Raw genomic sequence first — 23,614 nt, forward strand, 5'->3', positions numbered from 1 at the left:
CATGTGGGAATACGCGCCCGCGCCCGAATCGCGGGACATCGCGAACCTCAAGCCGAACTACCGGATGTTCATCGACGGCCAGTTCGTCGAGGGCGCCGGTGAGCCGCTGAAGACCGTCAACCCCGGCACGGAGGAGGTGCTGGCCGAGGTCTCCACGGCCGCGCCGGCGGACGTCGACAAGGCCGTGAAGGCCGCGCGCCGCGCCTACGACCGGGTCTGGGGCAGGATGCCCGGCGCCGAGCGCGCCAAGTACATCTTCCGCATCGCCCGCCTGATCCAGGAGCGGTCGCGGGAGCTGGCGGTGCTGGAGTCGTTGGACAACGGCAAGCCCATCAAGGAATCCCGTGACGTGGACGTGCCGACGGCCGCCGCGCACTTCTTCTACCACGCGGGCTGGGCGGACAAGCTCGGCTACGCGGGCCTCGGCCCCGACCCGCGCCCGCTCGGCGTGGCCGGCCAGGTCATCCCGTGGAACTTCCCGCTGATGATGGCGGCGTGGAAGATCGCGCCCGCCCTGGCGACCGGCAACACGGTGGTGATCAAGCCCGCCGAGACGACGCCGCTGAGCGCGCTGGTGCTCGCGGAGATCATCCAGCAGGCCGACCTGCCACCGGGTGTGGTGAACATCCTCGCCGGAGCGGGTGACGTCGGCGCGGCCGTCGTGTCGCACCCGGACGTGGACAAGGTCGCGTTCACCGGGTCGACCGAGGTCGGCAAGCTCATCCAGCGGCAGCTGGCGGGCACCGGCCGCAAGCTCACCCTGGAGCTGGGCGGCAAGGCGGCGAACATCGTGTTCGACGACGCCCCGCTGGACCAGGCGGTCGAGGGCATCGTCAACGGCATCTTCTTCAACCAGGGCCACGTGTGCTGCGCGGGTTCGCGGCTGCTGGTGCAGGAGTCGGTGGCCGACGAGCTGCTGGAGAAGCTGCACGCCCGCGTGTCCACGCTGCGCGTCGGCGACCCGCTGGACAAGAACACCGACGTCGGCGCGATCAACTCGCGCGAGCAGCTGACGAAGATCCAGGAGCTGGTCGAGACGGGCGACGCCGAGGGCGCGCAGCGGTGGACGTCCGCGTGCCCGTTGCCGGACAAGGGTTTCTACTTCGCGCCGACGGTGTTCTCGAACGTGTCGCAGGCGATGCGGATCGCGCGCGAGGAGATCTTCGGCCCGGTGCTGTCGGTGCTCACGTTCCGCACCCCGGACGAGGCCGTGGCCAAGGCGAACAACACGCCGTACGGGCTGTCGGCCGGCATCTGGACCGAGAAGGGGTCGCGCATCCTGTGGGCGGCGCAGAAGATGCGCGCCGGCGTGGTGTGGGCCAACACGTTCAACCGCTTCGACCCGACCGCCCCGTTCGGCGGCTACCAGGAGTCGGGCTTCGGCCGCGAGGGCGGTCGCACCGGGCTGGAGGCGTACCTCGATGTCTGAGAACCGGATCGCCGTCACGAAGACGTACAAGCTCTACATCGGCGGCGCGTTCCCCCGGTCGGAGTCCGGCCGGTCCTACCCGGTGGTGGACGCGAAGGGCGCGTTCCTGGCCAACGCGGCGCAGGGTTCGCGCAAGGACGCCCGGGACGCGGTCGCGGCGGCGCGCAAGGCGTTCCCCGGCTGGTCGGGCGCGACGGCGTACAACCGCGGGCAGGTGCTGTTCCGGGTGGCCGAGGTGCTGGAGGGCAGGCGGGAGCAGTTCACCGCCGAGGTCGCCGCGTGCGAGGGCGTCGCGGTGAAGAAGGCGCAGTCGCTGGTGGACGCGGCCATCGACCGGTGGGTCTGGTACGCGGGGTGGACCGACAAGGTCGCCACGGTGCTCGGCGCGTCGAACCCGGTGGCCGGGCCGTACTTCTCGTTCTCCGTGCCGGAGCCGACGGGCGTGGTCGCGGTGCTCGCGCCGCAGCAGTCGTCGCTGCTGGGGTTGATCAGCGCGGTGGCGCCGGTGATCGCGACCGGCAACGCGGCGGTGGTCGTGACGTCGCAGGACCGGCCGTTGCCCGCGGTGACGTTGTCGGAGGTGCTGGCGACGTCCGACCTCCCCGGGGGTGTGGTGAACGTGCTGACCGGGCGCACGGCGGAGATCGCGCCCTGGCTGGCGTCGCACGCGGACGTGAACGCGCTGGACCTGACCGGTGCGCCGGAGTCGACGCGGGCGGACCTGGAGCGCGCGGCGGCGGGGACGGTGAAGCGCGTGCTGCGCGCGCGTCCGTCGGAGGACTTCACCCGCGAGCCGGACCTGGCCCGGCTGCGGGCGTTCCTGGAGATGAAGACGGTCTGGCACCCGATCGGCGTTTAGCGGCGGGAGCCGAACCAGCTGTGAGCGAGCAGGCCGGCGCAGCCGAGCACGACTGCGGTGGTGGTCGCCGAGGTGGTGCCGGCCGGTTGCACCGGCCACGTCAGCAGGCGGCTGAGCCAGTGGTCGTCGACGGGCGGGACGACGAGCGTGACGCCGGTCCAGCCGACCGGCAACGCCCAGGCGGCGCGGGGGCCGAAGAGCAGCGCGCCCAACGCCGCCAGGCCGCCCAGCCCGATCACGTCGCGCAGCAGGAACGCGTCGGTGGCGATCGGGTCGGCGACGCGGCCGACGGCGAGGAGCAGCGCCGCGACGAACGCGCCGCCGAGCAGCAGGTGCGCGGCCCGGCGGGGCGGCCAGCCGAACGCGGCCGTGCGGTCGAGCGCCGGGTCGTGCCCGCCGAGACCGGTCGCGACGGCGGCCACCCCGACCGCCGCCCCGAACGCCGCGAGCCGCGGCCCACCGTCCGCTTGGGCGAGGGCGGCGACCGCTCCGACCGCGGCCACGACCGCCGCCGCCGTGAGGGGGACCTGCCGGGCTCGGGCGTGGAGCAGCAACCACCTCGTCACGTCGTGCCGCCCGTGAGGGTGGTCAGGGCGTCGCCCGAGCAGGCGGCCTGCACCTCGCGCGCCGCCTGCGCCCGCGCCGCCTGGTCGGCGTCGGGCAGCGCGCGCAGGTGGTCCCAAGCCTCGGCGGCCAGCGCGTCGGTCTCCTCGCCCAGCCAGGTCCGGTACACGGGCAGCGGTTCCAGGCGGCCCGTCAGCCACGCCGTCAGCACGGTCCGGGCCGCCACCTCGCGCGTCAGCGTCCTCGGGACGTGGTCGCCGTAGCAGGTCCGCGTCCCGGCGCCGGCCAGCCAGTGCGCCGTCACCTGCTCCGACGTGAGCGGCCTGCGGCGGAAGTACGTGAACTCGTCCAGGTCCACCCACACCGCCTCGGTCGGCTCCGGGCGGCGCAGGTCCTGCTCGCCCCGCTCCTCCAGCGCGACCTCCCGCACCGACGTGGGCGGCGACGGCAGCTTCGCCAGCACCCGCAGCACCTCCCGCGCGGGCCCGGTCAACGCGGCACGCTCGTGCTCGTGCGCCCGGGTCAGGCACAGCCCCTCCGCGCACACCAGCTCCGCGGCCACCGGATCGACCGTCAGCGCCTCCTGCGCCGTGGCGGGCAGCAACGGCACCGCGACGACGGCCGCGACCAGCACCGGCAGCACGCCCAACCAGCGCCGCCGCAGCGCCACCAGCAGGAACCCGGACAGCGCCACCCCCGCGAACCACACCGCCTGCACCAGGCTCACCGAACCGCCGACGGCCGTGAACACCGACTCCGGCGACGGCAGCGACGGCAGCAACGCGGTCCACGGCAACCCGTCCCCCGGCTCGCCGAACCCCACCGACGTCACCGCGAACGCGGCGACCGCCAGCACGGGCGGTGTCAACGGCGACGGCACGAGCCGGCCGAGGCCCACGCCCAGCCACGCCACGCCGACCAGCGCCAGCGCGCCGACCAGGGCGGCCGGCAGCCAGCCCCAGTGGAAGTAGTCCGTCGCCGACGCCACCTGCACCGCCCCGACCGCGAACACCGCCGCGTACGCCGTGACGAGCCCGACCGCCAACGCGCCGAGCGTCCACCCGACCCGCTGGGCACGGGGTCGCGGCGTGGAGCCGAACAGCTCCGCCACCCCCGACCGCCGGTCCCGCAAGCCCTGCAACGCGCCCGCGCCGAGCGTCAACGGCCAGGACATCGCCAGCATGAACCGGACCCACTCGGTCAACGCCGTCCACTGCCGGCTCCACGCCGTGCTGTCCTTGGTCGACGGCCCCCAGGACAGCAGGCCGACCATGACCACCGCGACCAGCGCGCCGAGCACCAGCGCCGTGGTGCGCTTCAGCTCGATCCCGAGGATCCTCACCACGCACCGCCCAGCAGCGCCGAGTAGCCGCGCTCGATCGGGCTGTCGCCGACGTCGTCCGGTCCGCCCGCCGCCGCCAGCTCGGCGGGCGTGCCCTGGAAGACCAGCTTGCCCGCGGCGACCAGCACCACGTCCGTGCAGGCCGCCGCGACGTCCTCGACCAGGTGCGTCGACACGACCACGCACGAGTCGGCTCCCAGCTCCTGCACCAACTCCCGGAACCGGACCCGCTGACCGGGGTCCAGCCCGGCGGTCGGCTCGTCGAGCAGCAGCACCTCGGGGTCGTTCACGATCGCCTGCGCGATGCCCGCCCGCCGCACCATGCCGCCGGACAGCGCCTTCAGCCGGTCGTCCGCGCGGTCGGCCAGCCCGACCCGTTCGACGGCCCGCTGCACCGCGCCGGGGACGTCCCGCTTCGGCATCTCCTTCAGCCAGGCCATGTACTCGACGAACTCGCGCACCGTGAACCGCTTGTAGTAGCCGAAGTCCTGCGGCAGGTAGCCGAGCGCGCGGCGCACCCGCCGCAGGTCCAGTCGCCCGGACACCGGCGTGCCCAGCACCTCCAACGTCCCCGACGCGGGCCGCAGCACGGTCGCCAGCGACCGGATCAGCGTGGTCTTGCCCGCGCCGTTCGGCCCGAGCAGCCCGTGCACGCCCCGGCCGAGCCGCAGGTCCAGCCCGTCCACGGCCATCGTCCGGCCCGCGCGCACGCGCAGCCCCCTCGCCTCGACCTGCCAGGCGTACCCCGTCGGCGCGACTTCCGCCGCGCTCACCGCACGTGCCACGAGCCCTCCTCCCATCACAGCCGCGCGTAGGCCGCGGACCTGAAGAACACGGCGGCGGCGCCCCCGACGAGCACCGCCGCCCACACCGGCGCCGCGCCCGGCACGAGCACACCGGGCACACCGCCGTCGACCACCGCCGGACCGACCACCAGCACCGCCCACGCGGACGCGGCGACGACGGTGGCCCGGCGCACCCCGATCACGCCGCCGAGCGCGAGCGTCACCGCGGTGACGGCGAGGCACGGCAGCAGCCAGTGCGCCGGTGACGCCCCGGACAGCCAGCCGCCGACCAGCAGCACCGGCAGCACGGCCACGAGCACCGCGAACGTGCGGCGCAGCACCAGTTGCAGCCCGGCCCGGGGTGTGGACACGACCAGTTCGTGGGCCGGGTCCATCCCCCGCGACCACGCCGCCGCCACGCCGAGCACGGGCACGATCGGCGCGAGCAGCAGCACCCCGAACGACGCCGAGCCCCCGGGCAGCAGCCCGTCCAGCGACAGCGCCGCCAGCACCACGAACGCCGTCATGGCCAGCCACGGCGGCAACGACGGCGTGGCCCACCGCGCGAGCCGGTGCCGTCGGCGGGTGGGCGTCCCGGTGGTCTCCAAACCGGCCCACACGGCCGTGGTCAACGCCGTGACCTGCGGCGGCGCCGCGTCGGCCAGGCGCAGCCGGCACGTCTGGCAGGTCTCCAGGTGCGCCTCGACCGCCCACAGCAGGTCGGCGGGCAGGTCGTCGCCGGCCGCGTACCGGGCGATCGAGTCGGCGCTCGGGTGCTCGCTCATGACAGTGCCTCCCGCATCGCGATCCGGGCCCGGCGGGCGCGGGTCTTCACGGTGCCCTCGGGCACCCCGAGCAGCACGGCGGTCTCGCGCACGGTCAGCCCGTCCAGCACCATCGCCTGCAACACCTGCCGCAGCTCCGGGGCCAGGTCGCGCAACGCGCCGCCGACGTCGTCACCCAGCGCGCCCGCCAGCACCTCGTCCTCGGCGGCGGGCGCGGTGCCGGCCACCGGCAGCGGCCGGGCCTGGTGGTGCGCACGCCGGCGGAACGCGTCGACCAGCCGCCGCGCCGCGATCGTCCACAGCCAGCCGACCGCCGTGCCGTCGACCGCCGCGCCCGCGAACGACCCCGCCGCCCGCCACACCGCCAGGTACGTCTCCTGCATGACCTCGGCCACGACCTGCTCGTCGGCGCACCGGCGGCGCAGTCGCACGGCCAGCCACGGCGACGTGCGGCGGTAGAGCTCCTCGAAGGCGGCGCGGTCGCCACGGGCCACCGCGCGCACCAACTGCTCCTCGTTCACACCCGGCAAGACGCCCCGGTCGCGGGAAGGGTTCTCACCAAGAAGTGACTTGGGTCACATCAGTACCAGGTGTCGTCGTTCGTGGCGGCGTCCACGTCGGCTTCGGAGGTGGCGCGGTGGACCAGTGCCGCGACCGCTTCCTCCAGCTCGCGCCGCACGTCGCCGGGCGCGTCCGTCTCCACGGCGAGCACGACCTCGCTGAGGCCCGCGTCGTCGTCGCGCACGGTCAGCTCGCCGCGGTAGCCGTTCTCCTCCCAGGACACGCGCCGGGTGTCCTGGTCGAGCCGCGGGGTCGAGCCGGACAGGCCGGGCAGGTGCTGGGGCAGGCTCCCGGGCTTCGCCAGGAACTCGAACAGCTCCCGCGCGGACATCTCGACGGGCGCCCGGTACTCGTAGCTGGTCATGACCTCGGGTACCCGGTCAGGCGGTGCTCAAGACGGTGTCGAACAGGTCGCGCAACGAGTCGTTCGAGCTGGTCAGGCTCTGCTCGCACGCGTCGATGAACGCGACCCGGTCCAGCGTGTGCACGGCGACCCGCCAGCCCGCCTCCCGCGCCAGCTGGCGGAAGAACGCCCGTTGCGCGCGCCCGTTGCCCTCGCGGAACGGGTGCACGGCGTTGACCTCGGCGAAGTAGTGCGTGAACCGGTCGATGAACGCCTCACGCGGCAGACCGCGCAGGTAGCGCTCCTTCTTCAGGTCGTCGAACACGCCGGTCGCGTACGGCTCGACCTGCCGCCACGCGGCGAACAGCGCGGACTTGGCGATGTTGACCCGCCGGACCTCACCGGCCCACGGGTAGAAGTCGCCGAAGATGCGGCGGTGGAAGGCGCGCAGGTGGGCGAGGTCGTACAGGCCGGGCAGGGGTGACAGCGCGAGCTGCTCGACGCGCATCGTGCTCAGCCGCGTCTCGGCGAAGTCGCACTCCAGCGGGTCCGTCAGGCCCAGGTTGTTGCGCAGCACCCCGGACGCGGGGTCCAGGTAGGGGTCTTCGTCCACTACCGGCGCAGCGCCTCGATCTCCCTGGCGATCGCCTCGTCCGCGGTCAGCTCGCCGGCCGCGACGGCGCGCATCGTGGCCACCACGTCGTCCGGGACGGCCAGGCCCTCCAGCCGGGCGCTGCCGACGGCCTCCGCGATCGCCTCCTCCGCCCCGCTGGTCAACCGGCGGAAGTAGTGGGCCATCACCTCGTGCGAGAGCGGCGCGCTGCTCGGCTCGGACTCGGCCAGCTCGCCGCGGGCGGCGCGCCAGGGCTCCTCGTCGTGCGCCATGTCGCTCAGCTCGTGCCTGCTGAAGTGCGCGTACCGCTCGACCACCGAACCGACGACCGCGCGTTCCCGGCCGGTGAGCCGGTGCGGGTCGCCCTCTTCCCACGAGCAGACCTCGGACTGGCCCTCGTGGCGGACGTAGACCTCTGGCACCACGGGACCTCGCCGCCACGCCTCGATCCGGGCGTCGAACAGGGGCTCGCCGTGCTCGGCCAGGTACCACGCCTGGGCGTAGTAGAGGAGCTTCTGCAACTTCATCGGCGACTCGGGCCCGGTGGCGTCGAGAACGGCCGCGGCCACGTCGTGGACGTCCGCCATGCCACCTCCAGCGAGTGCTCTGAGCTGCGACTACCCAGTCTACCGGAGATCGCGGCGGTCGCGGAGCCCGATCAGGGCCAGCGCGGTCGCGCCGCAGAGGAGGAGCAGGCCGCCGAGCACCAGCAGGCCGCGGACGGGGGTGCCGGTGGCCGCCAGGTCGTCGTCCGGGCGGACGGCCGCCGGGTGGCTCGTGGTCCCGGCGGTGGAGCTCGCGGTCGTGGTCGAGGGTGCGGTCGAGGTGGGAGTCGGTTCGGCGGTGGTCGTGGTGGTTGTGGACTCGGTGGTGGTCGTGGAGGCGGTCGTGGTCGGCTCAGCGGTGGTCGTGGTCGTGGGGGCGGTGGTGGTCGTCGGGGTGGTCGCGCAGTCGGCGAGGGTGTCGGCGAAGGGCGCGCTGTGGATCTCGCCGCCGCTGCCGCTCGTCGCGCCGCCGTGCACGAGGGACTTCACGACCACCGCGCCCTCGATGTTGGACGAGCTGTCGTCGACCAGGGTGGCGTTGGGCGCGTAGAGGGTGCCCCACACGGTGCCCGAGCCCGGCGGCAGCGTGATGGTGCCCGAGGTGGTGAAGTTCCACAGCACGTGCCGCGACGGGCCGTTGCCCTGCCAGCTCACGTTCGGCACCGGCCAGGTGTAGTCGCCGGTCACGTCGACGTTGACGACCAGCCACGCCTGGTCGCCGGGTTGCGGCGCGCCGTCGAGCGGGTTGATGTTGTCCAGCGCGGCCATCCGCGCGGCGTCGAGGGTGAGCACGTTCTGGCCCGGCTGGAGGCCGATCGTGGCGTTGGGGTCCGTACCGTTCCACGGGCCCTGGCCGTTCTGGTCCCGCAGGGTCACGGTCGACGCGCACTCGGACACGTCCGCGTTGATCTGCCGGTAGAGCGCGAACAGCGACGCGAAGTCGAAGCCGCTCGGCCCGCCGACCGACGCGGCCGGCTGCGAGGTCTGGACCGCCAGGGCGGGTCGGGTGTTCGCGTTCCCGCCGGCGGGCACGACGAACGTCACCCCGCCCGACGGCAGCACGGTCGCGTCGCCCAGGTCGGCGACCTTGGCGTAGGACTGGTTCAGGACGCTGAGCGTGCCCGTGCCGCTCCGGCCGAAGTCGAGGCCGCCGCCGACGACCAGGCTGGTCGGCCGGGTGTCACCGGGCAGGGTGTACGTGCCGGGGTTGTTGGGGCCCGCGTTGTACTGCCGGAACCGGACGTCGCCGCCTACCGCCACCGGCCCCTCGGTCTCGTTCTCGTACAGCGCCGCGTCGCCTTCGACCAGCACGAGGAAACCGTGGCTGGGGTCGGCGTGGACGTCGTCCGGCGCGACCGGCCGCACCGGGTTCACCGCCGCCGCGAACCTCGGCTGGGCACTCGGCGCCCACCCGGTCGCGAGGACGGCGACGGCGACCGCCAGACCGACGGCTCCGCTGCGGCTGATCTGCATGTCCGGCTCCCGTGGAGGTCGACGCCCTCCCCGCAGCCAACGACACCGCACCGACTTCAGCGCGCCGACGAGCCAAGGTTTCACCCACCAGTGTGATCACCGCGCGAGTCCTACGTTCAGCACGCGAGAGTCCTACGTTCAGAACGACCGTGTCCTACGTTCAGGACCCCCGAGTTGAACGCTCACGACGAACGGTTCACTAGTTCGTGAACCAGCCCAACCGGCCGTCCGTCGTCACCAACGGCTCGCAGTGGCCGAGCCGGCCCCGGTGCTCCAGGGCGGTGGCGACCTGGTCCAGCATCTCGTCCAGGCCCGTCCACTCCGGTTTGAGCATCTCGCCCGCCTCGCGGTCCCACTCGACCACGCACCCCGACAGCACGCCCGGCCGCAGGTCGAGCGCCAACGCGTCACCGCACCCGTCGAACGCGATCGGCAGCCACATCGGGTGGAACCCGGTCGTCGGCGTGCCCGCCTCGGTGTCCAGGTCCGCGGGCCAGAACCGCTCCTTCAACCGCCACGAGCGCAGCGCGTTGGACGGACCCAGTGGCGTGTAGAACGGCGGCAGCACCTCGGCGAACGCCAGATCGGCGGTGCCGCCGCACACCGCCCACCACGCGCGCAGGTCGGCGGGCGGCTCGAGGCCGCTCGCGACCGCCAACGCCTCGACCGCGGCGCCGTCCTCGGGGGGCACGAACGCCGAACCGGTCAAGGGGGCGTGGTGGTCAAGCCACGCCACAATCCGTTCCCAATGGCGCAAAACACCCACCTACACATGATCAGGTGACGACATCGCCCGTGGTACCGCTCATCGGGGCAGGATCTCGCCGAACGCCGCACAACCCGCCGGTGGATGGGGCAGGATCGCGGTCGCACGGCACCAAAAGGGGGACGAAGGTGGAACGGGGTTTCGGCGTCGACACCGCGGCGCTGTCGGCGTACGGCAGCACGGCGGCCGGTCTGGCGAGCGAGGTCGGCGAGGTGGGCACGTCCACGTTGGCGGGCACGACCGCGTTGGCCGCGGGCAGCTTCGGCGCGATCGGCGACGAGGTCGGCCTCGGCGCGGCCTTCCGGCAGGCGGCACAGGCCCAAGTGGACGGTGTGGCCGCCGCGTCGGCGGGGTTGTCGGCGTTCGCCGCGGAGGTCGCGAAGACCGGCCGGGCGTACACCGAGCAGGAGGCGCGCACCAGCGCCGACCTCGACCGGGCCGCGCAGGTCTGACGTGGACGTCGGCGGCTTCCTGGCGGCTCTGGTCCAGCCGATGAAGGACCACTTGGCCAAGCTGGAGGGCGACACCGGCGGCGCGACGGGCGCGGCCGAGTCGTTCGGCCGGGCGTCCTCGGCGCTGACCGAGCTCGACGGCAGGCACACGGGCGCGGCGAACGCCGCGATGAGCCAGTGGTACGGCGAGAAGGCGAACGCGTTCCAGACCCGCGTCGCCGCGTTCTCCGGTGGCGTCGGCGCGTTGGCGCGCAACGCGACGACCACCCAGCAGGCCGCCACCGCGGCGGTGGACGCGGTGACCGCCGGCAAGACCGCGATCCAGGGCCTGATCGACGAGTTCACCGGCTGGGCGTGGCCCCGGCTGGCGGCGGCGGTCGCGGCGGGCGCGTTCGGCGGGATCGGCGCGGTGCTCGCGGTGGCTGCCGACGTGACCGCGAAGGCCCGCGAGTACGAGGGCAGGACCGGTCGGGAACTGGCCGAGGTCCGCACCCGGCTGACCGAGGTCGTCACGCGGTTGCAGGGCCTGGAGCGCCCGGACTTCGCCGGGATCGGCGACCCGTTGGGCGTGGAGGGCGGCGGCACGACGTCGACGTCGTCCGCGGGCGACAGCGGCGGGTCGTCCTCTTCGTCGAACGGCGGGTCCAACGGCGGGTCGGGCAGCGGGTCCGGTAGCGGGTCGGGCGGTGGATCAGGTGGCGGTGGCGGCGGTGGGTCCGGTGGCGGTGGCGGCGGTCCCACCGGACCACGTCTGCCGGTGGCCATCCCGCCGCAGCCCGGCACCGGCGTCGGCGTGAACCTGCCCGACGGCAGCTCCGCCGAAGCACCCAACGAGACCGCCGCGCGGGCCGTGCGCAACGCGTTGTCGGCGCTGGGAACTCCCTACGTGTGGGGTGGCGCGAACCCGCCCCAGGGCACGGACTGCAGCGGCCTGACCCAGTGGGCCTACGGCGGCGCCGGGTTCGACATCCCGCGTCCCGCGTCGTCGCAGGCGATGGGCGCGTCCGTGCCGGCCGACCAGCTGCTGCCCGGCGACCTGGTGGTGTGGGACGGGCACGTGGCCATGGTCATCGGCAACGGGCAGATGGTGGAGGCGGGCGACCCGGTGCAGGTCGGCGCGATCCGCACGAGCAACAGCGGCATGGGCTTCATGGGCTTCTACCGACCGACCGGCTGAGACGGGCTGAGGACGTGGACGAGACGCAGCGGGCGGCCCGGCGGGTCGCCGACACCGAGCGGCAGGTCGCCGAGCACGTGGCGCGCACGGGTCCGGTGCTCGGCCGGGCGTCGTCACCCGACGGCGCGGTCACGGTCGTCGCCGCGCCCGGCGGGCCGCCGCGGGAGGTGCGGGTCTCGCCGGCGGCGTTGACCATGGGACCGCGGGCGTTGGCGGACGAGATCCTGCGCGTGTCGGCGCGGGCGTCGCGTGACGCGGCGTCGCGCGTGCACCGGGCGTTGGAGCGCGTGGTCGACCCGGCGGCGGTGCGGGCGTTGACCGAGATCGGCTTCGAACGCGGCCCGGACGACGACGGGTTCGACGGCACGTACCCGAGGGAGTCCCGGTGACGCAGGAACAACGGCTCGCGGCGGCCGAAGGCCTGACCGAAGTGCTGGCCCGCACCACCGGCAGCGCCGAGCACCCCACCCGGCTGGCCCGCGCCACGGCGACCGCGTCGGGTGAGCTCAAGGCGCTCGACCTGCACCCGAACGCGTTGGCGCAGGGACCGGAGGCGGTCGGCAGGCTGGTGGTGGAGACGGCGCGGCTGGCGACGGACGCGGCGGTGCAGAAGAGCTACAACGAGCTGGCCAAGTCGTTGGGCGACGGCCTGGCGATGGCGGTCGAGGCGTTCGCCGGCCCGCCGCCGCTGAGGACGTTGTCGGCGCAGGCAGTGCCCGCCACCCCGCCAGTGCCCGCCAAACCGCAGGTCACGCCGCCGGCGGCACCCCGGCCGAGGACGACGGGGCCCGCCGCGCCGCCGTGGGCCGGCCAGGTGAAGAGCCGCCCCGCGACCCGCCCACAACCGGAGGAAGCGGACGACGACGACTACTTCGCGGACCCTTTCCGTGGTCAACGGCAGTAGCGCGTGATCGACCCCGTACTCTTGCCCCCGCATCGCAAAGGGGCATGGCGTGACCGGGAGGTCGGATGGCACAGGACATCGTCCCGATCGAGCTGGGGCTCACCCAGGGTGATGTCGTCACCCTGTGGGCCCCGCGCTGGCGGGAAGAGGGCGAGGAGTGGGAAGCCTTCCTCGGCCACGAGGAGGACCTGTACGCGTTCCCCGATGCCGCGCACTTGGCGGCGTTCGTGCGCAAGGCCGAAGAGCACGACCTGACCGACCACCCGGCGTGGCACGTGGTGCCCGCGCTGTCGGTCGGTGAGCTGTCGCCGGACGACAACCACCAGTTCGACCTGGTCGGCGTGCCCGAGCTGGTCTCCGAGGAGCCCGACACCTGGGTCATCGGCGAGCTCGCGGACGTGATCTCGATCGTGCGGTCGCTGGCGGACGTCTGCGAGCTGGAGAAGGTGCACGAGATCCTCGACTCGGCGGAGGGCTTCGCGCTGCTCCCGCAGGGCACGCTGCCGTTCACCGGCCGCGAGGGTCAGGCGTTGTGGACCGAGATCTCCGAGGTCGTCGCGGAGAAGTGGGACGAGGTGCTGGACGCGATCGACGAGGTCGTGACCACGCCGGAGGTCGACGAGCCCACGCTCAAGGCCGCGCAGGACGAACTGGCCGAGTTCGAGGAGGCCAACGCCGCCGCTGCGGCGGCGGCCGACGTGGACGAAGAGGACGGCGACGAGCCGGTCGGCTTCTGGGGCGAGGTCGGCATCGACCCGATCAAGATCATCAGTGGCGCGGGCGAGTACTACACGCTGCGCTGCTACCTGGACGACCACCCGGTCTTCCTCGGCCGCAAGGGCCGGATCGACGTGTTCGGCTCGCCGCGCGCGTTGGCCCGGTTCATCGTCGAGGCCGACGACAACGACCTGGCCGAGGTGTCGACCTGGGGCGAGCTGGTCACCAAGGCCACCGGCGGCGACCTGGACGTCGAGGTCGACCCGGACAACGTCTACGTGCTCACCGGCCTGGACGAGGACATCGCCGACGGCCCGGACGCGATCGACCCCACGCAGCTCGACCTCGTGGTCGAACTGCTGGAGGACGCGGGCGAGTGGGCCAACGACGACACCGTGAAGGTGGCGCTGAACCAGTCCGAGCGGCTGGGGTGGCTGGTGTCGTACGTGCTCAAGCCGGACCCCACGCGGCTCGCGCCCAGCTCGCCGTTCGACGACGAGCAGGTGGCGTGGCGGAAGCTCGTGGCGGCGTTCGAGGACCGGCTGAAGGTGCACTAGGAAGTGCGCTAGAGCGTCGGGTCGCGCAAGAGCAGAGGTCGCGGGCAGCCATCGGAGCCCGCGACCTCTGCTCTTGTCCCGTTCGCGCGGCTACTGCCGCTCGAAGGCGGCGTACGCCGGCTCGATGACGTCCTGGATCAGCGCGCGGCGCTCGTCGTGCGAGATGAACGCGGCCTTGGCGGCGTTGACGGTGAACTTGCGCAGGTCCTCCCAGCCGAAGCCGAACTGCTCGACCACGGTGGCGAACTCGCCGGTCATCGACACGTCGCTCATCAGTCGGTTGTCGGTGTTCACGGTGACCCGGAAGCCCAGCTCGGCCATCCGCTTGATCGGGTGCTCGGCCAGCGACGCCACCGCGCCGGTGTGCACGTTCGACGTCGGGCACATCTCCAGCGCGATGCGCCGGTCGCGCACGTAGGCGGCCAGCGGGCCGACCTCGTCGCCCTTGATGTCCTCGGCCAGCCGCACGCCGTGGCCCAGCCGCTCCGCGCCCGCGAGCTGCACGGCCTCCCACGCCGACTCCGCGCCGGACGCCTCGGCGGCGTGGATGGTGAAGTGCGCGTTCTGCTGCCGCAGGTACTCGAACGCGGACAGCTCCTTGCTGGGCGGGAACCCGGCCTCGGGGCCCGCGATGTCGAAGCCGACCACGCCCGCGTCCCGGTAGCGGACCACCAGGTCGGCGATGCGCTGCCAGCCGTCGTTCTGGCGCATCGCGCACAGCAGCGTGCCGACCCTGATGCGGCCGCCGGACGCGGCCTCGCCCTGGCGGAAGCCCTCCTGCACCGCTTCGACGGCCTGCTCCAGGCTCAGGCCCCGGTCGGTGAACAGCTCGGGCGCGTAGCGGATCTCGGCGTACACGACGCCGTCGGCGGCGAGGTCCTGCACGGCCTCGGAGGCGACGCGCACCAGCGCGGACTCGTCCTGCATGACGCCGCACGTGTGCGCGAAGCCCTCCAGGTAGCGGACCAGCGAGCCGGAGTTCGCGTTGTCGCGGAACCACGCGCCCAGCGCGGCCGGGTCCGTGGTGGGCAAGCCCTGGTGGCCGCAGGCCTCGGCGAGTTCGATCACCGTCTGCGGGCGGAGGCCACCGTCGAGGTGGTCGTGCAGGAGCACCTTCGGCGCGCGGCGAAGGTCTTCCTGGGTCAGCGGGGTCGGCATGGGCGCCACCGTATACCGGTGACACGCCGTGTCGTTCCGGCTCGCGATGATCATCAACCGGTATGATCACCCCCACGTCACCGGGTGTGGTCAGAACCACTCGATCAGGTGCCGCTTTCGCTGTAGTGACCCCGTTGTGCACTCGTGATGCAGAACTTTCCGCTACTGGTAAGCGGGCTTTAGTCACTCACACGGCGGATGCTTACCGGCAGCAGTCACAAGCACGCTGCGGGTTACCTTGGGGTAAGGTCGGCGACTGTCACTCCAACGGAGTACACGCAACGTCGATCCAGGCGATCCCGGTCGGGGGGCGCTACTGCCCGCCGCCCCAACCTGGTTAGGCTCCCGGAGGTCTCCCCTCCCCTGGACGAAGGCACCCGAGCCGTGAACGAGAACAACAACTCCACGATGTCCTTCGATCGGATGCGCAACATGCTCACGCGCGCCGCGGAGATCCGTGAGAGCGAACAGCAGCAGATCTTCGACGCGCTGGACGAGATCCACGCGCGGATGTCCCCGCTCGAGTCGCTGGGTTCCGTTCGCAAGCGCCTGTCCGAACTGCCCGACCGGACCGAGGTCAGCGTGCTGGCCGAGCGGCTGGACGAGGCGCTGTCCAAGCTGGAGGCGCAGGACAACGCGGTGCAGGGCATCGGTCGGGCCGTCGAGGGCCTGGTCGACAAGCTCGCCAAGCCGTTCGCGCAGCTCGACGGTCGGCTCGACGGGGTGACGGGCCGGTTCGAGGGTGTCGCCGGGCGGATGGACGGCCTGGAGGACAAGCTCTCCCACATCCACAAGCGCCTCGACGACCTCGACGGCCACCTGGACAAGCAGGACAACAAGGTCGAGCAGGTGCCGGGCGCGGTGACCGGGCCGCTGCGGGAGCGCATCGAGGCGTTGGAGGCCGCGCTGCGCGGTCGCCTGGACGAGGTCGACGAGGGTGTGCACGAGCACCTCGACGGCACGCGCGAGGCGTTGCAGCGGTCCGTCACGGAGTCCGCGAACGGCCTGCACGGCAAGCTGGACGAGGCGCGGGACAACCTCAACAGCACGCGGGACGGGCTGCACGCGTCGTTGACCGAGACGCGCGAGTCGCTCGGCGCGTCGTTGGCCGACACGCGCAGCACGATGACGGGCAAGCTGGACGAAGCCCGCGAGGCGCTGCACGCGGCGCTGGACGAGACGCGCGACCAGGTCGACGCGACGGACCGGCTGGAGGCGCTGGCGCAGCGCCTGGAGCAGGTGACGTCCCGGCTCGACACCATGGCGACCCGGCTCGACTCGGTGGAGGACGACTTCGCGTCGCGGCTCGGTGAGCTGTCCGGCGTGGTGGAGCAGGGCATCGCCAAGGTCGAGGGCACGCTGTCGACCCGGCCGGACGCCGACTCGCTGGCCGGCCTGGTGCGCAAGAGCAACCAGGAGTCGGAGCTGCGCATCGGCGGTCAGCTGGACGAGGCGATGGCGACGTTCGCCGAGCTGATCCTGGGCGGCGGCTCGCCGACCCCGCCCCCGCCGCCCACCGCCCTGCCGCGGCCCCAGCGGCGGACCCGGAAGAACGGGTCCAAGCCCGGCGAGAACCGGAACCTGGACGACGACGACCTGGCCGCCGAGGGCGCCTGATCGTCACTGCCGAAAAGGCCCGGTCCGCTTCGCGCGGGCCGGGCCTTTCGTCGTGGTGAGCGGAGATCAACGGCGTGGTCAGCCCCGGATCGTGTCGATGACCAGGGGTGTCGTGGCCGGCGGGGTGGGGCCGATCTCGTAGCCGCCGGAGAGGGCTTCCAGGGCGGCGGGGATGGCGTCCGGGGTGTCGGTGCGCAGTTCCAGGAGCGGTTGGCCCCCGGTCACCCGGTCACCCGGTTTGGCCAGGCACAGGATGCCGGCGCCCGGTTGGACCGGGTCTTCCTTGCGGGCGCGCCCGGCGCCGAGGCGCCAGGCGGCGACGCCCACGGCGTAGGCGTCCAGCTTGGTCAGGTAGCCGTCCGAAGACGCGGTGACGACGTGCTCGTGGCGGCCGACCGGGAGCGGGGCGTCCGGGTCACCGCCTTGGGCCCGGATCATCCTGGCCCACGTCTCGTAGGCCTCGCCGGAGGCCAGGACCTCGCGCGGTGACGCCGAGACGCCCGCGCGCGACAGCATCTCCTCGGCCAGGGCGACGGTCAGCTCCACGACGTCCGACGGGCCGCCGCCGCGCAGGACCTCGACCGACTCGGCGACCTCGACCGCGTTGCCGACGGCACGGCCCAGTGGCACGGACATGTCGGTCAGCAGGGCCGACACGCGCAGTCCGTGGTCGACGCCGATCGACACCAGGGCCGAGGCCAGCGCGCGGGCCTGGTCGAGGGACTTCATGAACGCGCCGGAACCGACCTTGACGTCCAGGACCAGCGCCTCGGCGCCCTCGGCGATCTTCTTCGACATGATGGACGAGGCGATCAGCGGGATCGCCTCCACGGTCCCGGTCACGTCCCGCAGCGCGTAGAGCTTCTTGTCGGCCGGGGCGAGGCCCGAGGTGGTGGCGCAGATGACGGCCCCCACGGACCGCAGTTGTGAGACGACCTCGTCCACGGAGAGCTGCGCGCGCCAACCGGGGATGGATTCGAGCTTGTCCAGGGTGCCGCCGGTGTGGCCGAGGCCGCGGCCGGAGAGCTGGGGCACGGCCGCGCCGCAGGCCGCGACGAGGGGCGCCAGGGGGAGGGTGATCTTGTCGCCGACGCCGCCCGTGGAGTGCTTGTCGACGGTGGGGCGGCCGACGTCGAGGGTCAGCCGGTCGCCGGAGTCGATCATGGCGTGGGTCCAGCGGGCGGTTTCGGCCGGGTCCATGCCGTTCAGGAAGATCGCCATGGCCAGGGCCGACATCTGCTCGTCGGCCACCTGGCCGCGGGTGTAGGCGTCCACGACCCAGTCGATCTGGGCGTCGGTCAGGCGGGCGCCGTCGCGCTTGGCCCGGATCACGTCGACGGCGGTGTGGGTCACGGCAGGTCCTCCGGGCCGAACGCGTCGGGCAGGACATCGCTCATCGGCAGGATGCCGGACGGGGTGTCGACCAGGCACGGCGCGCCGCCCAGCTCGTAGATCACCTGACGGCACCGGCCGCACGGCATCAGCAGGTCGCCGGCGCCGCTGCGGCAGGCGAGGGCGACCAGCCTGCCGCCGCCGGTGAGCGCGAACTGGCCCGCGAGGGCGCACTCGGCGCAGAGGCCGACGCCGTAGGCGGCGTTCTCCACGTTGCAGCCGACGACGATCCGGCCGTCGTCGCACAGGGCCGCCGCGCCCACCCGCAGCCCGGAGTACGGGCAGTAGGCGGACTGCGCGGCCTCGACGGCGCGGGTCCGCAGGACGTCCCAGTCGATGTCAACCACGGCGGTACACCACCCCGTCCGCCGCGGGCATCCGCAATCGCTGGGAGGCGACCGCGAGGACGACCAGGGTGACCAGGTGCGGCGCGTAGGTGGTCAGCTCGCTCGGCACCTCGTCCACCGAGTAGTACACGGCGTAGAGCAGGCCGGCGGCCAGGATGCCGAACGCGGCGGCGAACCAGCGGCGGCGGACCAGCTGCCAGATGACGATCACGACGAGCAGGAGCACCGCGCCGTAGATCAGCGCGAGGAACGTCTTGCCGCCCGACCGCAGCTGCAACCCGTCGGCGTAGCCGAACAGGGCCGCGCCGCCGAGCAGGCCGCCGGGCCGCCAGTTGCCGAAGATCATCGCGGCGAGGCCGATGAACCCGCGGCCGTTGGTCTGGCCCTCGAGGTAGCCGGGTTGGCCCGGGTTGAGCACGAGGGCCGCGCCGCCGATGCCGGCGAGCGCCCCCGAGGAGATCACCGCGACGTACTTGTAGAGGTAGACGTTGACGCCGAGGGACTCCGCGGCCACCGGGTTCTCGCCGCACGACCGCAGCCGCAGGCCGAACCGGGTGCGCCACAGCACCAGGTAGCTGCCGATCACCAGGAGGATCGCCAGCATGGTCAACGGGGACACGCCGGTGACGAGGCCGCGCAGGATGCCGGCGACGTCGGACAGGCCCACCCGTTGCTGCGCTTCGAGCTCGCCGAGCCAGTCCGAGAGGCCGGAGGCGGAGTAGGTGTCGAACTTCGGCACGGCGGGCGACTCGCGCGGGTTGTTCGACAGCGGGAAGAAGATCAGCGTGGAGAGGTACTTGGTCAGGCCGGCGCCGAGCAGGTTGATCGCCACACCGGACACGATGTGGTTCACGCCGAACGTCACGGTGGCGATGGCGTGCAGGAGACCGCCCAGCGCGCCGAACACGGCCGCCGACACGAGCGCCGCCCACGGGCCCCACTGGTAGCCGGCCCACGCCGCGCCCCACGTGCCCATGATCATCATGCCTTCGAGGCCGATGTTCACCACGCCCGCGCGTTCCGCCCACAGGCCGCCGAGGGCCGCCAGGAGGATCGGCAACGCCAACCGCACCGCGGTCTGGATGGTGCCGGTGGACGTCAGCTGCGGCACACCCGTCAGGTACGACGTGGTGGACAGCAGCACGACCGCGCCCGCCACGCCCAGCGCGCCGACGGCCCAACCGGGGATCCGCCGCGACTTGCGCGGCGGCGGAACGGTGCTCGGGGCCTCGGAGGGGTTCATCAGGGAAGTACTCATGCGGCATCCACCGTTCCGAGCTGCCGGCCGACCTGCCGCTGCTGCGCGGCCAGTTCGAACCGGCGGACCACCTCGTACGCGACGACGACCGACAGCACGATCGCCCCCTGCATGATCGTCACGATCTCGCGGGGCACGCCCACGTTGTCCAGCGCCAGGCCCGACTTGTCCAGGAACGCCCACAGCAGCGCGCCGAACGCGATGCCACCGGGGTGGTTGCGCCCGAGCAGCGCGATCGCGATGCCGGAGAAGCCGATGCCGGCCGGGAAGTTCAGGTTGTACGTGTGGTCGCGGCCCAGGATCTCCGGCATGGAGACCAGGCCCGCGATGCCGCCCGAGAGCAGCATGGCGATCAGCACCATCTTCTTGGCGTTCACGCCACCCGCGGCGGCGGCCGTGGACGACTCGCCGGAGGCCCGCAGCTCGAAGCCGAACCGGGTGCGGTTCATCATCACCCAGTAGCCGATGCCCAGCAGCGCGGCCAGGAACACCAGGCCGAACACCGTGCCGGACGAGCCGAGCGGGATGCCGGGCACCCAGCCGCTCTCCGGGATCTCCGGCGTGCGGATGTTGTTGCCGCGCAGCTCGCCGAACACGTCCGCGCCGATCAGGTACGCGGCCAGGCCGAGCGCCAGGCCGTTCATCATGATCGTGGAGATGACCTCGTTGACGCCGCGCGTCACCTTGAGGACCGCCGGGATCGCGGCCCACAGCGCGCCCGCGACGGCGGCGGTCAGGATGATCACCAGGGCGTGCAGGCCGGGCGGCAGGGCGATCGAGCCGCCGACCACGGCCGCGACGACCGCCGCGACCCGGTACTGGCCCTCGACGCCGATGTTGAACAGGTTCATCTGGAACCCGATCGCCACCGCCAGCGCCGCGATGTAGTAGGTGCCGGTGCTGTTGACGATGTCGACGGCGGTGGTGCCCTCGCCGACCTGCGCGAACATCGCCCCGAACGCCCGCAGCGGGTTCGCGCCGGACACCACCAGCGCGATACCGCACAGCAGGGCGGAGAACAGGATCGCCAGCACGGGCGGCAGCAGTTTGCCGCGCAAGATTCCCATTACTCGCCTTCCGATTCCGACGCCTGGTCGACGACGGCGGCGCTCGTGGCGCCGGCGCCGGTCATGGCGCTGCCGAGGTCTTCCGGGGTGACCGTGGCCGGGTCGGCGTCCGCGACCAGCCGACCGCGCAGCATCACCCGGATGGTGTCGGACAGGCCGATCAGCTCGTCCAGGTCCGCCGAGATCAGCAGCACCGCGAGGCCGCGGGCGCGGGCGGCGCGGATCTCGTCCCAGATCAGCGCCTGCGCGCCGACGTCGACGCCGCGCGTCGGGTGCGACGCGATGAGCAGCACGGGGTCGCCGGACAGCTCACGGCCGACCACGAGCTTCTGCTGGTTGCCGCCGGACAGCGCGACGGCGGCCACGTCGATGCCCGGCGTGCGCACGTCGAAGTCCTCGACGATGCGCTCGGTGTCCTTCTTCGCGCCCGCGAGGTCGAGCCACTGGCCCTTCGACACGGGGCGGCGGGTCTGGTGGCCGAGGATGCGGTTGGCCCACAGCGGCTGGGTGAGCAGCAGCCCCTGGCGGTGCCGGTCCTCGGGGATGTAGCCGATGCCCGCTTCGCGGCGGGCGAGCGTGCCGAGCCTGGTGACGTCGCGGTCGCCGAGCAGCACGCGGCCGTGGTGCGCCTTGCGCATGCCCATGATCGTCTCGACCAGCTCGGTCTGCCCGTTGCCCTCGACGCCCGCGATGCCGACGATCTCGCCCGCGCGCACGACCAGGTCGATGTCGTCGAGCACGGGCCGGGTGCCCTCGGCCGCGACCAGGCCCAGGTTCTCCACCTGGAGCACGACGCGGTCGGTGACGGTGGACTCGCGCGTCTCCGGGCTGGGCAGCTCGCTGCCGACCATCATCTCGGCCAGCTGGCGCGAGCTGACGGCCTTCGGGTCGGCGGTGCCGACGGTGGTGCCGCGGCGGATGATCGTGACGGAGTCGGCGATCGAGCGGACCTCGTCCAGCTTGTGCGAGATGAACAGGAACGTGAAGCCCTGCCGCTGCATGCCGCGCAGGGTGGCGAACAGCTCGTCCACCTCCTGCGGCACGAGCACCGCGGTCGGCTCGTCCAGGATGATCACCTTGGCGCCCCGGTAGAGCACCTTGAGGATCTCGACCCGCTGCCGGTCGGCCACGCCGAGCCGTTCGACGAGCACGCCGGGGTCGACGGTCAGGCCGGTGGCGTCGGCCAGCTCCAGGATGCGCTTGCGCGCCTTGCCGCCGATGCCGTGCAGGGACTCCGCGCCGAGGACGACGTTCTCCTGCACGGTCAGGTTGTCGGCGAGCATGAAGTGCTGGTGCACCATGCCGATGCCGGCCTTGATGGCGTCGGCCGGCGTGCGGAACCGGACCTGCTCGCCCGCCACCTCGATGGTGCCCTCGTCGGGCTGCTGCATCCCGTACAGGATCTTCATCAGGGTGGACTTGCCGGCGCCGTTCTCACCGCACAGCGCGTGCACCTCGCCGACCTGCACGCTGAGGTGGACGTCGCTGTTGGCGACGACACCCGGGAAGCGCTTGGTGATGCCCGACAGGACGACGGCAGGGGTCGTGGTACTCATGGATGCTCCGTGTGATCTCCGGCTGCGCCGGGGCTAACCACGCACTGGGCCCCGCGAGGGTGCTCGCAGGGCCCAGTGCGCCGGAGGCCGGATGGGGTTACGGCGCGGACTCGACCTTGATCTTGCCCTCGATGATCTGGGCCTTGTAGCCCTCGAGGACCGCCTTCAGGTTGTCGTCGATCTTGCCGCCGGAGGTGGAGTAGCCGACGCCGTCCACGGACAGGTCGAACACCTTCGGCAGGCTCGCCAGGTCGTTCTGGGCGACCGCCTTGACGAAGTCGTACACCGCGACGTCGACCCGCTTGAGCATGGACGACACGATGACGTCCTTGGACTCCTCGACCGTCTTCTGGTTGTACTGGTCGGAGTCGACGCCGATGGCGAGCGCGTTGCCCGTCTTCGCGGCGGAGAAGACGCCCTTGCCGGAGGCGCCGGCGGCGTGGTAGAGCACGTCCGCGCCGGCCTCGACCTGGCCGGTCGCGGCCTCCTGGCCCTTGGCCGGGTCCTGGAAGCCGGTGAAGTCGCCCGCCGGGGTCAGGTACTTCTTCTCGATCTTGATGTCGGGCGCGGCGGTCTTGGCGCCCTGGGCGAAGCCCGCGTCGAACTTCTGGATCAGCGGGATCTCCACACCGCCGACGAAGCCGACGTGGCAGGCCTTCGACTTGTAGGCGGCGATGACGCCGGCCAGGAAGGAACCCTGCTCCTCGGCGAACAGCAGCGGCGTGACGTTCGCCGCGCCCTCGACCGCGCCGTCGACGATCGCGAACTTGACGGCCGGGAACTCCGGCGCGACGACCTTCAGCGACTCGGCGTAGGCGAAGCCGACACCGATGATCGGGTTGAAGCCCTCGCTCGCGAGCTGGCGCAGCCGGGTCTGCTTGGCGTCCTCCGGCTCGTTCGGCGCGGCGGTCAGCTCCTTGACCTCGGCGATGCCGAAGTCGGCCTTGGCCTTGTCCAGGCCCGCCGCCGCGGAGTCGTTGAACGACGCGTCGCCCCGACCGCCGATGTCGTAGGCCAGACCCACCTTCAGCGCGCTGCCGTCGACCTTCTCGCTCGACGCGGCGCTGCTGGAGGTCGCGGTGGCGGCCGGCGGCTTGTCAGCCAGCTTGCAGCCCTCGGCGGTGTTGGTCGACCCGGTCCCGGTGTTGTTCCCACCGGTGTCCTTGGCGCAGGCGGCCATCGTGAGAACGCTGGTCAGCGCGATCGCGGCCACCGCGAGGCCACGCATTCGACGACGCACGGCTCGTCTCCCTCCCTGCTCGGCTAGGAGCAGACAAATCCCGACGGCGGGGCCGTCGGGTCTTCCGAGTGGCGAACCGTACCCCGTAGTAATGACACCCGCGCACG

Annotated in this window: 25 protein-coding genes; 8 read left to right on the forward strand and 17 right to left on the reverse strand. The window is 72.6% G+C overall.

The window, feature by feature from the left end:
• Position 1 precedes the first annotated feature (1 nt).
• Together ACQPYE_RS36820 and ACQPYE_RS36825 are read left to right on the forward strand one after the other, a co-directional pair.
• Positions 2-1,429, forward strand: coding sequence for an aldehyde dehydrogenase family protein (locus tag ACQPYE_RS36820; protein ID WP_498717732.1), 1,428 nt, complete (start codon positions 2-4; stop codon positions 1,427-1,429).
• Complete coding sequence (locus ACQPYE_RS36825) at positions 1,422-2,288, forward strand: aldehyde dehydrogenase family protein (RefSeq protein WP_498717733.1); 867 nt, start codon at positions 1,422-1,424, stop codon at positions 2,286-2,288. Before ACQPYE_RS36820 ends, ACQPYE_RS36825 begins: the two co-directional genes overlap by 8 nt.
• Here ACQPYE_RS36825 and ACQPYE_RS36830 read toward each other — a convergent pair.
• The 10 genes from ACQPYE_RS36830 to ACQPYE_RS36875 form a co-directional block, all read right to left on the reverse strand.
• Complete coding sequence (locus tag ACQPYE_RS36830; protein ID WP_498717734.1) at positions 2,285-2,854, reverse strand: hypothetical protein; 570 nt, start codon at positions 2,852-2,854, stop codon at positions 2,285-2,287. The genes ACQPYE_RS36825 and ACQPYE_RS36830 overlap by 4 nt on opposite strands.
• Complete coding sequence (locus ACQPYE_RS36835; protein ID WP_498717735.1) at positions 2,851-4,194, reverse strand: hypothetical protein; 1,344 nt, start codon at positions 4,192-4,194, stop codon at positions 2,851-2,853. Before ACQPYE_RS36835 ends, ACQPYE_RS36830 begins: the two co-directional genes overlap by 4 nt.
• Positions 4,191-4,994 carry an ABC transporter ATP-binding protein gene (locus ACQPYE_RS36840; protein ID WP_498717736.1) on the reverse strand — a complete coding sequence of 268 codons (804 nt, stop codon included), beginning with the start codon at positions 4,992-4,994 and terminating at the stop codon, positions 4,191-4,193. The genes ACQPYE_RS36835 and ACQPYE_RS36840 overlap by 4 nt, the downstream gene beginning before the upstream one ends.
• Positions 4,994-5,764, reverse strand: a complete 771-nt coding sequence (locus tag ACQPYE_RS36845) for a zf-HC2 domain-containing protein (RefSeq protein ID WP_498717737.1) — start codon at positions 5,762-5,764, stop codon at positions 4,994-4,996. The genes ACQPYE_RS36840 and ACQPYE_RS36845 overlap by 1 nt, the downstream gene beginning before the upstream one ends.
• Entirely contained in the window at positions 5,761-6,285 is a 525-nt protein-coding gene (locus ACQPYE_RS36850) for an RNA polymerase sigma factor (protein WP_498717738.1), read from the reverse strand. Before ACQPYE_RS36850 ends, ACQPYE_RS36845 begins: the two co-directional genes overlap by 4 nt.
• Positions 6,286-6,344: 59 nt before the next feature.
• Complete coding sequence (locus ACQPYE_RS36855) at positions 6,345-6,689, reverse strand: SRPBCC family protein (protein WP_498717739.1); 345 nt, start codon at positions 6,687-6,689, stop codon at positions 6,345-6,347.
• 16 nt (positions 6,690-6,705) lie between these two features.
• On the reverse strand, positions 6,706-7,281 hold the full coding sequence (locus ACQPYE_RS36860) for a Fic/DOC family protein (RefSeq protein WP_498717740.1): 576 nt from the start codon (positions 7,279-7,281) through the stop codon (positions 6,706-6,708).
• A complete protein-coding gene (locus tag ACQPYE_RS36865) occupies positions 7,281-7,868 on the reverse strand; it encodes a type II toxin-antitoxin system antitoxin SocA domain-containing protein (protein WP_498717741.1) in 588 nt (195 codons plus the stop codon). The genes ACQPYE_RS36860 and ACQPYE_RS36865 overlap by 1 nt, the downstream gene beginning before the upstream one ends.
• Positions 7,869-7,907: 39 nt before the next feature.
• Positions 7,908-9,299, reverse strand: a complete 1,392-nt coding sequence (locus ACQPYE_RS36870) for a collagen-binding domain-containing protein (RefSeq protein WP_498717742.1) — start codon at positions 9,297-9,299, stop codon at positions 7,908-7,910.
• A 199-nt stretch (positions 9,300-9,498) separates the two neighbouring features.
• Positions 9,499-10,008, reverse strand: a complete 510-nt coding sequence (locus tag ACQPYE_RS36875; protein WP_498717743.1) for an SMI1/KNR4 family protein — start codon at positions 10,006-10,008, stop codon at positions 9,499-9,501.
• Positions 10,009-10,193: 185 nt separating this feature from the next.
• Between ACQPYE_RS36875 and ACQPYE_RS36880 the strand changes: the two genes are divergently transcribed.
• From ACQPYE_RS36880 to ACQPYE_RS36900, 5 genes are all read left to right on the forward strand, one after another.
• The gene (locus tag ACQPYE_RS36880; RefSeq protein WP_498717744.1) at positions 10,194-10,517 is read left to right on the forward strand and encodes a hypothetical protein; all 324 of its coding nucleotides are present in this window, start codon (positions 10,194-10,196) and stop codon (positions 10,515-10,517) included.
• Between the two features lie 40 nt (positions 10,518-10,557).
• The gene (locus tag ACQPYE_RS36885; protein ID WP_498717745.1) at positions 10,558-11,694 is read left to right on the forward strand and encodes a C40 family peptidase; all 1,137 of its coding nucleotides are present in this window, start codon (positions 10,558-10,560) and stop codon (positions 11,692-11,694) included.
• 14 nt (positions 11,695-11,708) lie between these two features.
• Positions 11,709-12,083 carry a YbaB/EbfC family nucleoid-associated protein gene (locus tag ACQPYE_RS36890; RefSeq protein ID WP_498717746.1) on the forward strand — a complete coding sequence of 125 codons (375 nt, stop codon included), beginning with the start codon at positions 11,709-11,711 and terminating at the stop codon, positions 12,081-12,083.
• On the forward strand, positions 12,080-12,598 hold the full coding sequence (locus ACQPYE_RS36895; RefSeq protein WP_498717747.1) for a YbaB/EbfC family nucleoid-associated protein: 519 nt from the start codon (positions 12,080-12,082) through the stop codon (positions 12,596-12,598). The genes ACQPYE_RS36890 and ACQPYE_RS36895 overlap by 4 nt, the downstream gene beginning before the upstream one ends.
• 65 nt (positions 12,599-12,663) lie before the next feature.
• Entirely contained in the window at positions 12,664-13,872 is a 1,209-nt protein-coding gene (locus tag ACQPYE_RS36900; RefSeq protein WP_498717748.1) for a SatS C-terminal domain-containing protein, read from the forward strand.
• A 90-nt stretch (positions 13,873-13,962) separates the two neighbouring features.
• On the opposite strand, the gene ACQPYE_RS36905 is transcribed toward ACQPYE_RS36900, so the two are convergent.
• Positions 13,963-15,030 carry an adenosine deaminase gene (locus tag ACQPYE_RS36905; protein ID WP_498717749.1) on the reverse strand — a complete coding sequence of 356 codons (1,068 nt, stop codon included), beginning with the start codon at positions 15,028-15,030 and terminating at the stop codon, positions 13,963-13,965.
• A 408-nt stretch (positions 15,031-15,438) separates the two neighbouring features.
• Between ACQPYE_RS36905 and ACQPYE_RS36910 the strand changes: the two genes are divergently transcribed.
• Positions 15,439-16,647 (forward strand): hypothetical protein, encoded by a 1,209-nt coding sequence (locus ACQPYE_RS36910; protein ID WP_498717750.1) that lies wholly within the window; start codon positions 15,439-15,441, stop codon positions 16,645-16,647.
• Between the two features lie 78 nt (positions 16,648-16,725).
• Here ACQPYE_RS36910 and ACQPYE_RS36915 read toward each other — a convergent pair whose 3' ends face one another.
• From ACQPYE_RS36915 to ACQPYE_RS36940, 6 genes are all read right to left on the reverse strand, one after another.
• Positions 16,726-18,000 carry a thymidine phosphorylase gene (locus ACQPYE_RS36915; protein WP_498717751.1) on the reverse strand — a complete coding sequence of 425 codons (1,275 nt, stop codon included), beginning with the start codon at positions 17,998-18,000 and terminating at the stop codon, positions 16,726-16,728.
• On the reverse strand, positions 17,997-18,386 hold the full coding sequence (locus ACQPYE_RS36920) for a cytidine deaminase (RefSeq protein ID WP_498717752.1): 390 nt from the start codon (positions 18,384-18,386) through the stop codon (positions 17,997-17,999). Before ACQPYE_RS36920 ends, ACQPYE_RS36915 begins: the two co-directional genes overlap by 4 nt.
• Positions 18,379-19,644, reverse strand: a complete 1,266-nt coding sequence (locus ACQPYE_RS36925; protein ID WP_498717753.1) for an ABC transporter permease — start codon at positions 19,642-19,644, stop codon at positions 18,379-18,381. The genes ACQPYE_RS36920 and ACQPYE_RS36925 overlap by 8 nt, the downstream gene beginning before the upstream one ends.
• Complete coding sequence (locus ACQPYE_RS36930) at positions 19,641-20,711, reverse strand: ABC transporter permease (RefSeq protein ID WP_498717754.1); 1,071 nt, start codon at positions 20,709-20,711, stop codon at positions 19,641-19,643. The genes ACQPYE_RS36925 and ACQPYE_RS36930 overlap by 4 nt, the downstream gene beginning before the upstream one ends.
• A complete protein-coding gene (locus ACQPYE_RS36935) occupies positions 20,711-22,267 on the reverse strand; it encodes an ABC transporter ATP-binding protein (RefSeq protein ID WP_498717755.1) in 1,557 nt (518 codons plus the stop codon). The genes ACQPYE_RS36930 and ACQPYE_RS36935 overlap by 1 nt, the downstream gene beginning before the upstream one ends.
• Before the next feature lie 97 nt (positions 22,268-22,364).
• The gene (locus ACQPYE_RS36940; RefSeq protein ID WP_498723062.1) at positions 22,365-23,495 is read right to left on the reverse strand and encodes a BMP family lipoprotein; all 1,131 of its coding nucleotides are present in this window, start codon (positions 23,493-23,495) and stop codon (positions 22,365-22,367) included.
• Positions 23,496-23,614 lie beyond the last annotated feature (119 nt).

Source organism: Actinosynnema sp. CA-299493 (assembly GCF_050946825.1).
Taxonomy (GTDB): domain Bacteria; phylum Actinomycetota; class Actinomycetes; order Mycobacteriales; family Pseudonocardiaceae; genus Actinosynnema.